Below are 13,766 nucleotides of genomic sequence, written 5' to 3'. Positions count from 1 at the left end.
GCGGTGACCGGGCACTAACGGGCGAGCACCTCTCGCAGCCGATCGTGCGGCAGCGCAGGGGAATGGTGGCCGTCGCGGCCGGTCATGTCCGCATTGACGATGAGGGCGTTGAGGACCGATTCCTCGACCGCCTCGACGACGGCGGTGTAGAGGGCGTCCATGCGATTCCACGGCAGCCGCGTGGTGACGACCAGACTCTCCGCCGTGGGCTCGCCCTTCGGAAATCCGGTGTCGGACAGGCGATCCGAGGCCGTGGAGAACGCCAGGAACAGATCGCCGGAGAACAGGCTGCCGGTGGTCCCGGTGCGGGCCAGGCCGAGGGGTACGCGGCGCGCCATGGCCTTGCACTGCAGGGCGTCCAAGGGCGCGTCGGTGGCGACAATGACGATGACCGAACCCGCCCCGCCCGGTGCGCTCGCGGTGCCCTGCCAGGCGGTGGTCTCCATCGGGTTGGCGCTGTCCAACTCCGCGCCGACCCGACGTCCCGCGATCGTAAGTTCGTGGCGCGCACCGAAATTGGCCTGTACGAACACACCGACCGTGAAGCTCGCCGAACCGAAGGGCACGCGCCGCGACGCGGTGCCGCTGCCGCCCTTGAAGCCGTAGCAGTTCATCCCGGTGCCGCCGCCGACCGAGCCCTCCGGCAGCGGCTCGTTCCGCGCGGCCGCCAGCGTCTCGGCGACCATGGCCGAGGTGATGTGACCGCCATTGATGTCGTTGAGGTAGCCGTCCCAGGTTTCGGCGCACACCGGCAGCAGCCATTCCCGCGCCAGCCGCGGATGCGCGCGATTGATCCACTCGACGACACCGGCGTGGCACGGCCCGATGGCATGGGTATTGGAGATCGTGATGGGCATCGACAACTGCCCGACCTCGTCGATCCACGCGGTGCCGGTCATCTCGCCATTGCCGTTGAGCGAGAACCAACCCGCCGCGCACGGCCGCCCGACCCCGTCGCGACCGCGCGGCAGGATGGCGGTGACACCGGTGCGCGCAGGTCCCGCGCCGACCCGCAGCGGGCCGTCACCGGAAATCACCGTGCGGTAACCGACTTCGACGCCGGGCACATCGGTGATGGCGTTCCAGGCTCCGGTCTCACCGGGCGGCGCGATGCCCAACAGCCGGGCGCGTGGGCGGCCGTCGGGTGAGTACAGGCGGGGATCGGTCATGGACGAATCTCCTTCGGGGGCGCGGTGATATCGGGACAGCGGGTGGCGGTGCGGGCGTAGGAGCAGATCAGCGCCGCCGCACCGGCCTTGGTCATGGACCGGTTGCGGCTGACGATGTGCAGGCCATAGGCGTCCTCGAGGGCCACCAGATTGCGCGCGACGCTCAGGATCGGCTCCTCGATCACGAAGTGCCCCTGCGCGATTCCGACCTCGAGCGCGCTGGCGTAGACGGCCACCTGCTGGGTGAACAGGGCCGTGATGAGATCACCGTGCTGCGCGGAGACGGCGTGGTAGGAGGCGAGCCGGTACAGCGCCGTCACCAGCGTGTCGTCCGGCGACTCCGGCAGCCCGGCCCAGATCATGGCCCCGATTTTCGTTCGCGCGTCGGGGATTTCGGTGACCATGGCCAGCCGGTCGCCGAAGAACCGGTCGCTGGCGAAGCGATGCACCTCGTGCAGCAGGTTGGCCAGATCCTCGAAGTAGTAGTGCACCGTGCCGGGCGAGACCCCCGCGCTACCGGCGATCTCGCGGATGCGCAGCCGGTCCACACCCGGATCGGCGACCGCGGCCAGCGCGGCGTCGATGATCGCCCGCCGGGCCCGCTCCTGATCCTTCTTCCGCGCCACCGGCATCCTTCCGTCGACAGACAGTTAAGTCATTGTTACGTCCGAACCAGGCACTTGTCCTGCCACCATCCCCCATTCTTTGATTCTAAGTCAAAGAAAGGCTTGGCCATGGCAACACCGGCTCATCCCACCCCGAAGCCCACGGCGGATCAGCGCTCGCAGTATCCACAGCAGCTCGCCCGCGCGCTCGGCATGCTGGAGAACATCCTCATCACACTGTCCGCGGTGACCCCGGCGTCCAGCGTGTTCATCATCATTCCGGCCATCCTGCTGGCCGCCGGGGGCGCGTCGGTGAGCGTGCTCGCGCTGGCGGCGGTGGCCTCGGTCTTCGTGGGGTTCTGCTATGCCGAACTGGCCACGGCCTATCCGATCGCGGGTGGTGAATACACTTGGGCGGCACGGCTATTGGGCCGCTCGAGCGGATTCGCGCTCTTCGTGCTCACGCTGGTGAACGGGGTCTTGATCATCTCGGTGATCGCACTGGGCACCGGTGATTATCTGAGCGTCGCCATCCCGAGTCTGGGCGGAAAGTGGGTGGGGGTGGCGGTCATCGCGGTGACGACGGTGGTCGCGCTGCTCAATATCAAGGCCAACGCGTGGGTCACCGGAGTCTTTCTGTGCGTGGAGGTTTCGGCCATCGCGGTCCCGGTGGGGCTGGGCGCGGCACATCCGGAGCGCGGTCCGAGCGCCTTCGTCCACGCCCAGACCGCCGCTCCGAACGGCTTGGCGGACATCGGATTCGGCGGACTGGCCACGCTGATCCCGGTCGCCCTGTTCGCCTACAACGGCTATGGCGCGGCCGTCTACTACGCGGAGGAGACCCGCAACGCCACCCGCACCATCGGCCGGGTGATCATGATCTGTCTGGCGGCCACGGTCGCCATCGAGGTCCTGCCGCTGGCCGCCGTCGTCGCGGGCGCGCCGTCCCTGACCGACCTGCTGCACAGCGACGCCCCGCTGAACTATTTCCTGACCGCCCGGGGCGGTTCGGCGGTGAATACCGCGGTGAGCGTGGGCATCGCGATCGCCATCGTGAACGCGGTGATCGCCATCATCCTGCAGATCGCGCGACTGTTGTTCGCCTCGGCCCGCGACCGCAGCTGGCCGGATCCGATCGATCGCGCGCTCGGATCGGTGCATCCGCGCCTGCACACGCCGGTGGTCTCGACCATCGTGGTGGGGTTGTTCGCGGTGCTGGCCGCCGCGCTGCTGCCCATGCGCTGGCTCATTGTCGCGACCGGCGCGGGCCTGGTGTTGGTCTACCTGTTCGTGGCGCTGGCCGCGCTGCGAATTCGTGCGGCGCGCAGGGGCATCGCGGGTGGCTATCGAATGCCGTTGTGGCCCTTGCCCCCGGCGATCGTGATCGGGGTCATGCTCTACTCGGCCTACAACCTCGCCCGCGACGACTGGCAGCAGATCGCCTTCGCGGTCGCCGCCATGGTGGCGGGCTACGCGTATTACGCGCGCTCTACCTTCACCCTCGCCGCGGCGAGCGCTGGACGCTGCCCGACCCGATCCACGAGGAACAGTGAAACCCCGGTCGCGCCCTCATCGACACGACCGGGGTTCGGCCCACGCGGTTACTTCGTGGGAGCGGGGGTGAAGGGCTCGTTGATGGTGGTGAAGTACTGGACCGCGGCGGCGATCGCCACCGGTGCGGTGACCAGGATCATGCCGCCGACCGCGCCGAGCGCGCCCATGGCCGCGGCACCGGCGAGGCAGCCGACAACCGCGCCGGGCAGGAAGAAGAACAGGCCGCCGATAATGCCGGTGGCCAGCGAGACACCGGAGCCGACGGCGATGCCGCCCAGCGCACAGCCGACGGCCGCGCCGCCGATGCCGCCGACGAGGGTGCCGATGGTCGCGCCCATGGCGATGGTGTCCTTCATGCGGTTCCAGGCCGCCTGCTCACGGTCGTAGGGGGTCTTCCAGGGCGCGGTGTCCTCGAAGGGCAGTGCGACCGGCTGGTATACCGCGTGCTGCAGATCGAATTGCGGTGTGAGCGTGACGGTCCGGTCCCGGACATCGGCCAGAATGGGGAAAACGAAATCGTCCACGCGGAAGTTCAATTCGGTTCCAGCAACCACCTTGCCATCGGGCGCTTTGATCTGGAAAGCACCGTTGTCCACGGCCATGGAGCCGATATCGGTGGAAATGGTCGCCGAGCGATCGGTGGCCGATGCCGTGTAGTGAATAGCGCCAACGTCACCCGACTCGGGCTGGGCATTGACCGTTCCCGCGGTGATTGCTGTGACGGCGGCCACCAAGGCGGTAACCGCAGCGATTCCCCTCTTGCGCACTTGATTTACCTCGATTGAGTAGGCCTGCGGAATCCGAACACATCGCAGGTTCAGTTATTGACAAGCAAACTCTAAGTCTGTTCTGAAGAATCCAGCAATGGACTAAAGTCCCAAAGTGACTCGACACACACATTCCGAGTCGATTGCGCCGCAAATTAATCCGCCGTTCACCCGTTGTGAACCGACCGGGCTGGATTTGACAACGGCGGGACCGGGGCTCACCATTGCCCAGTCAGCACCTCGCTAGGCGAGGCTCCTGTACGAACACAGGCCACTGATCCGACGACGTCGAGAGACGCCCAGGGTTAGGACAGATCACCCCGGATTAAGGGGTGATCCGAAGTGGCTTCCCCGGGCCGCGAGCCCCCGGATACGTCGTGCAGTGCCGAAGCTCTGACGAGAGGGGTGCGGGATACGCCGTCGAGCGTGCTCCGATCCTTCTTGCCGTGCGCGATGCGACACCACGATCCAGCGACGCCCGCGTGCGTCCCGGCGGCAAGGAGGTGAGGGACGAACCATGAGTTCCGGCGATAGTCCGTATCCGAGTACGGATTTCACGATCCTGACGTCCCCGGCTTGCCGCATTCCGGTCACCGGCTGACCCGTTCCCACCTCACCTCGCTCCGGCGTCCCCGACACCGGTGCGCCGGTTGACGTGTGCGCGGGCGGCCCTGCCCGAAATCGCTTGGCGGCCGGGTGTTCTCCGCATGTCGAAACACCTGATGATCGAAAGCGAGGGAAGGGCATGGCCTTCTTCGCGAACGGCTCCAGCCGCCGCATCTCCACCGTCGCCGCACCCACCGCCGAGGCGAAGCCCACCGGCGCTGTCATGGACAGCGCGCACGTCGGCGATATCGTCGGCGCCCTGGGCTCCATCGGCCAGCACGACACCCTCGAAGGCCGTTCGCGCCGACAGCGATTGCGCATGCTGCTGGCCATTATCGGCCCGGGCCTGATCGTCATGGTCGGCGACAACGACGCGGGCGGCGTGGCCACCTACGCGCAGGCGGGTCAGAACTACGGCATGGCCCTGGTCTGGACCTTGGTCCTGCTCATCCCGGTGCTGTACGTGAACCAGGAGATGGTGGTGCGCCTGGGCGCGGTCGCGGGAGTCGGCCACGCGCGCTTGATCTTCGACCGTTTCGGCAAGTTCTGGGGCGCGTTCAGCGTGGGCGATCTGTTCGTGGTGAACGCGCTGACCATCGTCACCGAGTTCATCGGCGTCTCCATGGCGTTGAACTATTTCGGGCTGCCCAAGGCGATTTCGGTCCCGCTGGCCGCGGTGGCGCTGTTCGCCATGGTGGCGGGCGGGTCGTTCCGGCGCTGGGAGCGGTTCCTGTTCGGGCTGATCGCGCTGAACATCGTCATGTTCCCGCTGGCATTCCTGGTGCACCCCAAGGCATCTCAGGTGGCGCACGGGTTCCTGCCGTCCTTCCCGGGCGGGTTGAACTCGACGCTGCTGCTGCTCATCGTCGCCATTGTCGGCACCACCGTCGCGCCGTGGCAGCTGTTCTTCCAGCAGTCCAATATCGTCGACAAGCGCATCACCCCGCGCTGGATCCGCTACGAGCGCATCGATCTGTGGGTCGGGATCGTGGTGGTGATGCTCGGCGCGATCGCCATCATGGCCGCCACCACCTTCGGGCTGGCCGGGACCGACGCGGTCGGGAACTTCACCGACGCGGGCGGGGTGGCGCGGGCGCTGCACGACCACATGGGCACCACGGTGGGCGCGCTGTTCGCGATCCTGCTGTTGGACGCGTCGCTGATCGGCGCGAACGCCGTCGGGCTGGCCACCACCTACGCGCTGGGCGACACCCTGGGCAAGCGGCACTCGCTGCACTGGAAGATCACCGAAGCGCCCGCGTTCTACGCGGGATACGCTGCGCTGCTCGCCATCGCGGCCGCGGTGTCGTTCAGCCCCGATCATGTCCTGGGCCTGCTGACCCAGGGTGTGCAGGCGCTGGCCGGAGTGCTGCTGCCCTCGGCGACGGTGTTTCTGGTACTGCTCTGCAATGACAAGGCCGTGCTGGGTCCGTGGGTGAACACGGTCAAGCAGAACATTGTCGCGGGCGTCATCGTCTGGTCGCTGGTGCTGCTGTCACTGGCGCTGACCGCTGCCACCTTCTTCCCGGGCATCACCACCGGCACCCTGGAATTGGGTTTCGGCGTCGGCGCGCTGGTCGGCGTGCTCGGCGGCGCGGGCATGCTGCTGGCCTGGCAGCGCAACCGGCGACGCGAAACCGAGCGCACCGCACGGGAATTCGGCAATCTCGACCCGGACCAGGTGGAGGAGCTGGAGGCCACGTCCCTGACCCGGGCCGAGCGACGGGCGATCCGCGACGCCGACCGCGACACCTGGCGCACGCCCGCCCTGGACACCCTGGCGCGGCCGAGCTTCTCCCCGGCGCGCACGGCGGGCATGCTGGCACTGCGCGGCTACCTGCTGCTGGCGGTGATCCTGGTGGGCGTCAAGGTGGTCACGGCCATCGGCGGCTGAATCCCGCACGGCGGGCGTGGGATCAGCAGTCGACCGGGATTCCGGACAGTTCGACCCGCGCGTGCGCGGTGACGGCGCGGCACTCCACCGCCGCGCCGTCCAGCGTGACCTCGCTCAGATCGAGTGCGGCACTACCGATTCGGCCACCGCTGCTGGAGGTGCGCAGCAGCGATCCCCCGGCCGCCGTGATCGAGGTGCGCGCGAGTGAGCCGCGCAGCACCGCGGTGTCACCGATATTGCGGACATCGATGCCATTGGCGGCCGCGCCGCCCAGCACGGTGTCGTGGATGTCGAAGGTGAGCGCCGCGGTGCTGGGCTCGCTTCCGGCCGGGGTGTAGGCGATCAGGCCGATGCCGTCGGCGCTGCAGTCGCCGAGATCGGAGTTCGCGACGGTCAGGTCGGTGCTGGCGGAGCGACCGAAATTCGTTGTCACCACGCAGGTTCCGAGGTTCGCCGGAACCAGCGAATTGAGTGCCGAGCCCGGGAAGGTCGAGTGATGAGCGTAGACATTGTCCAGGCTCAGCGACTGGTGCGCACCGCCCGTGCTGAGGTTGTAGTTCTCGATGACGTCGCCGGTGACACTGTCGAAGACGCTGTTCGTCACCCGCAGCCGACTCTCCGGCGCACCGCTGGTGGTCACGTACTCCAGGCCATTGGCCGAGAAATTGCCGTAGCCATTGTGGAATTGGTTGGCGTCCATGGCCATATCCAGATGCGCCTGGCCGAGGACATTGACGAAGACACCCTCGCTGTCGGCCATCGCATTGAGTAGTGCCGTCGCGGGCGTGGCGATGTCGGTCTCGGAATTGCCGTTCAGTCGGCCGGTCAACCGGGCATTGTCACCGGCCTGCACGCCGAGGGCGAGCACCGAGAGCTTGGCCAGGCCGAGATTGATTGCGCGCAGCGAGTTTCCGCTCACCTCGGCGTCGATCCGGCTGGCGCCGAGCGCACGCAGATCGATGCCGTCGCCGCAGGCGGTGTCGTGCACGGCATTGCCCTCGATACGCACCGAGCCCGCCGCCGCGTGATAGTCGGTCATGATGGCCGCCCAGCCATTGTTGAGGGTGATGAAGTCGGGCAGGGCCGGAATGGACGCGCCCAGCGGAAGAGTGGGCGGCAGGCCGAACGGGCCGATCATGAAACCGTCCGCGCATTGCTGATTCGTCCCGGTGACGTCATTGCCACTGATCACCACGTCCGCCGCGTCGGAGCCGTAGATGCCGCCGCGCCGCGCACCGGTGATCACCAGATTGCGCACCTCGGCCCCCGCGGCCAACCGCACGGCATCGCCGTCGTGGTTTCCGGTGGTGTTCGCGATCCGCGGCAGCGCGGCGGTATCGGTCGCGCCGACTACCGCGGGGCCGTCGCCCAGCAGTTTCTGTCCGGGCTTGAGCGCGATGCCGCCGTCCAGGGTCGCGGCGGATGGCTGCACGATGATGGTGTCACCGTCGTGGGAGACCGATTCGGCCCGGGCCAGGGAGTCGAAAGGCGCTTCCGCGCTGCCGTTTCCGCCCGCGAGTGCCCCCGCGCGGACGTACCACGTGCTCGAATCCGGTTCCGCCGCAGCGAGTCCGGCGGTGTGCGCGCCGAGGGTCAGGAGCGCGGCCAACAGCGTCGCGGAACGGGTACGGGGCCGAAAGGTGTTCATGGTCGCTGACCATGCCAGGCCGGGCCGCCGGAGCCATCCGGCAAAATCCCAGGATCCGGCCGAATCGTCTGGCCGGACGCACAATTCGGCTGGCCGGACGGGGAGTCGGGACCGATCCCGTCAGAGATCGTCGAGGTCGGGAATGGGGGGCAGGACCGGTTCGGGCCACTCCTCCAGGGTTGCCACCTGCAGGTGGATGAAGGCTGCGATGCGGTGCCGGGCCGAGGACGGGAGTCGCTCGATATCGGCCGCGCTCAGGACGTGTGCGCCGAAGGAATGGGGCTGTGGCGCTTCGGGGTCAGGCGATTCTTGAACAACCTCTAGCTTTGGCCGCGAGGCAGTGGCCGGAATGTCAGGCTCATCCGGTTCTGCGGCTGCGGCGGCGGTTCGCACCATGCCGTGACCATAACCCTTTGATAACGCTCGCGGGAGGCGTTGGCGCACTTGTGTCTTCGCGCTGCGAATTCAGCGAAGCCATTGTATCGAGCACAGAAATGTGCTGGCAGGACTGGCCATTCGGGAAATACGGTACGCCCGCGCCGGAAGATTATGGTGATGGGAGTCACTCTGTCAACAGTTCGGACAAAACTCTCAGATACGGCTCAGCTCAGCAGGTCTCAAATGGGGCGGCGCGCAATGGCGAAGAGGTCACGTGCCGGACCGGTCGGCTTCTGCCCGGTCGGCCAGATCGCCCGCAGCTGCCGCTCCAGATCCAGCCCGGTCACCGCGGGCGAGACCAGTACGCCCTCGGCCAGTTCGGTGGCCACCGCCAGTGAGCTGAGCACCGCCGGGGCGACACCCTCGGCGACCGCGGTCTTGATGGCCGTGGTGGAGGACAGCTCCAGCGCGACATTCGGCTCCCAGCCCGAAATGTCGCTGCTCATGGCCCGTTCGAAGGAGTTGCGGGTGCCCGAGCCGGGCTCGCGGTAGATCAGCGGCGTGCGCGCCAGTTCGGCGGCCTCGACCCCGCCCCGCTTGGCCCAGGGATGCCCGGGGGCCACCACCACGACCAGTCGATCCCGGCCCACCACATGGCTTTCCAGGCCGCCCGGCAGCCGCGGGCTCTCCACGAAGCCGATACCGGCCCGACCCTCGAGCACGGCCTTGGCGACCTCCGCCGAATTGCCCGATTCCAACGCGATGGAGGTCTCCGGCATGCGGGCGCGCAGGCCGAGCAGCCACTTGGGGAACAGGTATTCCGCCACGGTCTGACTGGCCGCCACCCGCAGCCGCGAATCCCGCTGCGCGCGCAGGCTGTCGATCCCGACATCCAGCCGCGCGGCCGCGTCCACCACATCCCGCGCCCACTCCGCGATCAACGCCCCCGCCGCCGTGGGCCGCGACCCGAGCGTGGTCCGCTCCAATACCGGCACCCCCACCAGCTGCTCGAGATACCGAATCCGCGAACTCGCCGACGGCTGACTGATCCCGTGCGCCTTCGCCGCCCGCCCCAAACTCCCGAGCTCGATCACCGACAACAGCAGATCGAGCGCGGCCAGATCGGGCACTCGTGGCGACAATGGCATAGAGCGAGTCTATGCCGCTGCGGCGGTGGGCAGCCCGACACCGTCGCTACGGCGCGCGATTGATCGCATGCGCCGCGGGGACGGGTGGATCCCGGCCAAAAACACGCCGGGATGACGAGGGCTCGCCTCGCGCGAAGATACGAGTGCTTGGCTCGCACGGAAGACAGGGGCGCAGGCGAAGGGGGATTCCCTTGCGGGTCGGATCAGTGAGCGGACGCCACGCGTTCCACGACCGGTCGCCAGGTGGACAGGGGTTGGACGGTGAGGCCGATGATCTTGCCCGCGTCGTCGGCTCGGCGGAGGGCGACGGCGGCGGTGAAGTCGGGGTCCGCTTCGAAGGCGGCGATTTCGTCGGGGGTCATGGGACCGCCCTGGGCGATCAGGGTGCGCTGGGAGGAGGGGGAAAGGGCTGCGGCGTGGGCCGAATCGGTGGCGGCGAGGTAGCGCTTGGCGACGACGTGGAGTTCGACCAGGCGGGCCACGCGGGTGCCGAGCAGGGGGCGAACCGCATTGCCGCCGTGGATGCCGTGACCCGCGTCGTCGCCGGGGACCAGGACGTGTCCGATGTCGTGGACCAGACCCGCCACCTGGAGTTCTTCGTCGGAGGGGAAGTCGCGGCGCAGGATCTCGGCGCACTGGCGGTCGTGGTCGAGGATGTCGACCGGGTCGCCGCTGCGATCCGGCATGTCCCAGGCGTCCTCGCAGGCGGCGAGCAGGGACATGAGGTCGTCGACGGTGGAGACAGGCGCGGGAGTCACGAGCAAACCCTATGGCGCGACCGGCCGAGTGACCACGGCGGATTTGAAAACACTCAGCAAACACCCGGTCGGACAGTACGAGTCGACCATCTCGACCAAGGGCACACAATCCTCGCATCGACCGACCGATTGATCCCATTGATCACGTTTACTCGGATCGCTCGGATTGGCCGGAAATCTCTGCTCGCGCGCGGCCGGAAAATCTAGGCTGCGGACATGGCAGGCAAGGCTCCCGCGACGCTGGAAGCGGCTGCGGCGGGGAAGGTTCCGACGGAATTCCGCTACTGGGACCGGATCGGGGATCCGCGTGTGCAGTGGGCGCGGCGGGTGTGGCGCGGGGTGTTCCGGTTCGATCCGCAACCCGACGAGGAACTCGTCCGCGCCTTCGCGACGGCCTATTACCAGGCCGATCCGGTGGCCGAGGCCTTCGTCGACGAGGTGTATCTCGGCGAGATCGGCCCCAAGGCCGGGCGGGCCATGCTGGATCGGGCGCTGGCGCACGGGGTGGACAGCGTGGCCGACGCGCCGCCGTCGCTGCGGCGATTGTTCGAGGAGTTCGAGACCGCGCCGCCGTGGCTGGATCCGGAGCTGGTCGAGCAGGGCGCGAAGGTGTTCCGGCGCTGGGGCACTTCGGTTTTCAGCTTCGCCACCACGAGCACCCTGGAAATGTACTCGGAGAGCTCGATCACCAAACCGCTGTCCTACGCGGGCGGGTACGCCGGGGACAAGGCGCACAAGCGGCAGTTGGAGACGGTCCGATTCTGGATCGACGTCTCCGAGCCCGGCGGCCTGGACGCGGGTGCGCGCGGCCGTCAGACCGCCATGCGGGTGCGGATCATGCACGTGTTCATCCGGCGCAAGCTCATGCAACGCCCGGAGTGGGACTACGACGCCTGGGGTGTGCCGATCAGCGTCGGGGACGCCACGCTCACCCTGATGGGCGGCAGCGTCGTCCCCGGGCTGGCGCTGTGGAGCCTCGGCCACCAGACCACCATCGCCGAAATCGAAGCGACGCTGCACTTCTGGCGCTACGTCGGACATCTGCTCGGCGTGCAGCCGACCTGGTATCCCGAGGATTTCCGCGGTGCCGTGCGACTGATGTTCGCGGCCTTCGTCAAACGCGCCCACACGGCGGGCGCGGACGGCGAGGAGCTGGTGGAGTCGTATCTGCCCGCCTTCGCACCGAAGCCGGATACGCCGTGGGCCAAGCGAATTCGCGACGAGATCAACTACCGCGTGCAGATCGGCTACACCGGATTCTGGCTGCCGCCCGCCACGTATGCCCGCCATCGCATGCCGCGCCGCTTCCCGTGGGTGCTGCATCCACTCCTTCAGGCACCGGTGGTGTTCGGCGCGGAGACCCTGCGCCGCACCGTGCCCGGGCTGGACGCGGTCGCCGACCGAGTGCAGCGGTCGCGCCGGGAACGGTGGTACCGCAACGAGGTGGGCGACCGGGATGCCGAGTTCACCCCGGTCGAGGAGTTCCGGCGCTGAGCGGATCGCGCTGAGCGTCAGTTCTTTTCGATCCGGCTCTGCGGCGGCGTCACCGTCGTGTGCGCGCGCAGATACGCCTCGAACGCGTCGAGGTCGATGGGCCCGACCTTGGTGTCGGTGCCCTGTTCGAACACGGTGAAGCCGTCGCCGCCCGCGGCCAGGAAGTTGTTGGTCGACACCCGGTAGGACGCCGCCGGATTCAGCGGCTGCCCGCCGACGCGGACGCTGTCGGCGATCACCTTGTGCCCCTTGGGCGCGGCCTCGGAATAGCGGTAGGTGATGCCCGCGATCGACAGCACGGCGGGCTTGCTCACGTTATCCCATTGCTGCTCCAGCAGATTCAGGATCTGCTGCCCGGTCAGCGCCACCGCCACCACCTGATTGCCGAACGGCTGCACCGTGTACGCCTGCTCGTAGGTGATATCGCCGCCCGTCAGGCCCGCGCGCACACCGCCGGGATTCATGAACGCCGCCACCGCTTGCACATTGGTCATGGCGTCGAGCATGGCGTCGGCGATGACATCGCCGAGCGGGGAGTCACCGGCCGGGGCCGGTTCGGCGGGCAGCGGCGCGGTGGAGTTGCCGATCACCCGTTCGGCGAGCGGTTTCGACTGTCCGGCAAAGAAATCCACCAGCTGGGCGGCCGCGGGCGCGGGGGTGATGTCGCGGGTGACGACCCGGTTGACGGCCTTGGCGTCGACCTTGCCGTCGTGGAAGCGCAGGCTCACATCGGTGATGAGGCGACCGAAGGAGGCAGCCTGGGTGACGACCTTGCCGTCGAGGGTGCAGTTGTAGGCCTGATGGCTGTGCGCGGTGAACATGACCGAGACCACGCCATCGGTGTTGTGCGCCAAGGCTTTCACGTTCGGCGAGATGTTCGCGCACCCGTTGTAGTCGACCTGCCCCCGGACCTCTTGCGCGCCGCCGTCGTGGAGCAGGGCCACCACGGTCTCCGCGCCCGCCGCCTTGATCTCGGGCACGTACTTGTTGATGGCGTCGGCCTCGTCGCCGAAGTGATAGCCCGCGATGCCCTCCGGCAACACGATGTGCTCGGTGTCGGTGGTGACCGTGCCGATCACGCCGATCTTGTGACCGCCGATGGTGAGCATGGTCCACGGCTTCAGCCCGGGCGGCAGCTGGCCATTGCCGTCGGTGACATTGGCCGCCAGGTACGGGAACTTCGCGCCCGTGAACGGTTCACTCGGTGCGCACCCGTCGGCCGCGCAGCCACCCTGCTGCAATCGCCGCAATTCGCCGACGCCGTGGTCGAATTCGTGATTTCCGACCGATGAGACCGCGACGCCGACCGCATTCATGAAATCGATGGTCGGCTCGTCGTGGAACAGCGAGGAGATGAGCGGGCTGGCACCCACATTGTCCCCGGCCGCCAGGATCGCGCTGTCCGGATACGCGGCCTTCAACCGGTCCAGATGCGCGGCCAGATACGCCGCCCCGCCCGCCGTGTACGTACCCACCTTGCCATTGGATCCGTCCGGCGGTTGCAGGTTGCCGTGCAGATCATTGATGCCGAACAGGTGGACCTCGCCCGGCTGCGCCGCGGGCAGATCACCGGTCGAGATCAGCGGTACGCCACTCGGCCCGGCTGGTTTGCCGGTATCCCCACCGCCCCCGCACCCCGCCACCAGTCCGAGGCTCACCACCGCGGCACACAGTCCCAGCACACGTCGCCGACCGTTCATAGCCTCCGACTGTGGCAGACGCCGACGACACTCGCCCGACGAGTA

At 67.9% G+C, this 13,766-nt stretch carries 11 protein-coding genes and 1 riboswitch; of the genes, 4 read left to right on the top strand and 7 right to left on the bottom strand.

Translation table 11 applies throughout. From position 1 onward, the window contains the following. Positions 1 to 14 precede the first annotated feature (14 nt). Positions 15 to 1,169 (bottom strand): DmpA family aminopeptidase, encoded by a 1,155-nt coding sequence (locus tag VMT65_RS29000; RefSeq protein WP_326311661.1) that lies wholly within the window; start codon positions 1,167 to 1,169, stop codon positions 15 to 17. Continuing rightward, the gene (locus VMT65_RS28995; protein WP_326311660.1) at positions 1,166 to 1,795 is read right to left on the bottom strand and encodes a TetR/AcrR family transcriptional regulator; all 630 of its coding nucleotides are present in this window, start codon (positions 1,793 to 1,795) and stop codon (positions 1,166 to 1,168) included. The genes VMT65_RS29000 and VMT65_RS28995 overlap by 4 nt, the downstream gene beginning before the upstream one ends. Before the next feature lie 108 nt (positions 1,796 to 1,903). On the opposite strand from VMT65_RS28995, the gene VMT65_RS28990 reads away from it, so the two are divergent. The 3 genes from VMT65_RS28990 to VMT65_RS28980 all read left to right on the top strand — a co-directional run bounded on the left by VMT65_RS28990 (position 1,904) and on the right by VMT65_RS28980 (position 6,595). Further along, positions 1,904 to 3,715 carry an APC family permease gene (locus tag VMT65_RS28990; protein ID WP_326311659.1) on the top strand — a complete coding sequence of 604 codons (1,812 nt, stop codon included), beginning with the start codon at positions 1,904 to 1,906 and terminating at the stop codon, positions 3,713 to 3,715. Between the two features lie 56 nt (positions 3,716 to 3,771). Next, a complete protein-coding gene (locus tag VMT65_RS28985; RefSeq protein ID WP_326311658.1) occupies positions 3,772 to 4,113 on the top strand; it encodes a hypothetical protein in 342 nt (113 codons plus the stop codon). A gap of 214 nt (positions 4,114 to 4,327) precedes the next feature. Continuing rightward, positions 4,328 to 4,507, top strand: a riboswitch (M-box (ykoK) riboswitch). A 333-nt stretch (positions 4,508 to 4,840) separates the two neighbouring features. After that, positions 4,841 to 6,595: an NRAMP family divalent metal transporter gene (locus tag VMT65_RS28980; protein ID WP_326311657.1), complete on the top strand. Its 1,755-nt coding sequence runs from the start codon at positions 4,841 to 4,843 to the stop codon at positions 6,593 to 6,595. 22 nt (positions 6,596 to 6,617) lie between these two features. On the opposite strand, the gene VMT65_RS28975 is transcribed toward VMT65_RS28980, so the two are convergent. The 4 genes from VMT65_RS28975 to VMT65_RS28960 all read right to left on the bottom strand — a co-directional run bounded on the left by VMT65_RS28975 (position 6,618) and on the right by VMT65_RS28960 (position 10,527). Beyond that, on the bottom strand, positions 6,618 to 8,243 hold the full coding sequence (locus VMT65_RS28975) for a hypothetical protein (RefSeq protein WP_326311656.1): 1,626 nt from the start codon (positions 8,241 to 8,243) through the stop codon (positions 6,618 to 6,620). Between the two features lie 120 nt (positions 8,244 to 8,363). After that, complete coding sequence (locus VMT65_RS28970; RefSeq protein ID WP_326311655.1) at positions 8,364 to 8,639, bottom strand: hypothetical protein; 276 nt, start codon at positions 8,637 to 8,639, stop codon at positions 8,364 to 8,366. A 221-nt stretch (positions 8,640 to 8,860) separates the two neighbouring features. After that, complete coding sequence (locus VMT65_RS28965) at positions 8,861 to 9,769, bottom strand: LysR family transcriptional regulator (RefSeq protein WP_326311654.1); 909 nt, start codon at positions 9,767 to 9,769, stop codon at positions 8,861 to 8,863. A gap of 203 nt (positions 9,770 to 9,972) precedes the next feature. Beyond that, the gene (locus VMT65_RS28960) at positions 9,973 to 10,527 is read right to left on the bottom strand and encodes an HD domain-containing protein (RefSeq protein ID WP_326311653.1); all 555 of its coding nucleotides are present in this window, start codon (positions 10,525 to 10,527) and stop codon (positions 9,973 to 9,975) included. Positions 10,528 to 10,743: 216 nt separating this feature from the next. Between VMT65_RS28960 and VMT65_RS28955 the strand changes: the two genes are divergently transcribed. Beyond that, entirely contained in the window at positions 10,744 to 12,021 is a 1,278-nt protein-coding gene (locus VMT65_RS28955; protein ID WP_326311652.1) for an oxygenase MpaB family protein, read from the top strand. A gap of 17 nt (positions 12,022 to 12,038) precedes the next feature. On the opposite strand, the gene VMT65_RS28950 is transcribed toward VMT65_RS28955, so the two are convergent. After that, a complete protein-coding gene (locus VMT65_RS28950) occupies positions 12,039 to 13,721 on the bottom strand; it encodes a bifunctional metallophosphatase/5'-nucleotidase (RefSeq protein ID WP_326311651.1) in 1,683 nt (560 codons plus the stop codon). Between the last annotated feature and the right edge of the window lie 45 nt (positions 13,722 to 13,766).

It is taken from the genome of Nocardia sp. CDC153 (genome assembly GCF_035818515.1).
GTDB lineage: Bacteria > Actinomycetota > Actinomycetes > Mycobacteriales > Mycobacteriaceae > Nocardia.
The sequence above is the reverse complement of the archived record's forward strand: the minus strand, read 5'-3'. Positions and strand labels throughout refer to the sequence as shown.

Excerpts from the sequence above, each read along its gene's own strand:
- VMT65_RS29000 (WP_326311661.1), bottom strand. The coding sequence starts at position 1,169 with ATGACCGATCCCCGCCTGTACTCACCCGACGGCCGCCCACGCGCCCGG.
- VMT65_RS28990 (WP_326311659.1), top strand. The coding sequence starts at position 1,904 with ATGGCAACACCGGCTCATCCCACCCCGAAGCCCACGGCGGATCAGCGC.
- VMT65_RS28980 (WP_326311657.1), top strand. The coding sequence starts at position 4,841 with ATGGCCTTCTTCGCGAACGGCTCCAGCCGCCGCATCTCCACCGTCGCC.
- VMT65_RS28975 (WP_326311656.1), bottom strand. The coding sequence starts at position 8,243 with ATGAACACCTTTCGGCCCCGTACCCGTTCCGCGACGCTGTTGGCCGCG.
- VMT65_RS28970 (WP_326311655.1), bottom strand. The coding sequence starts at position 8,639 with ATGGTGCGAACCGCCGCCGCAGCCGCAGAACCGGATGAGCCTGACATT.
- VMT65_RS28965 (WP_326311654.1), bottom strand. The coding sequence starts at position 9,769 with ATGCCATTGTCGCCACGAGTGCCCGATCTGGCCGCGCTCGATCTGCTG.
- VMT65_RS28955 (WP_326311652.1), top strand. The coding sequence starts at position 10,744 with ATGGCAGGCAAGGCTCCCGCGACGCTGGAAGCGGCTGCGGCGGGGAAG.
- VMT65_RS28950 (WP_326311651.1), bottom strand. The coding sequence starts at position 13,721 with ATGAACGGTCGGCGACGTGTGCTGGGACTGTGTGCCGCGGTGGTGAGC.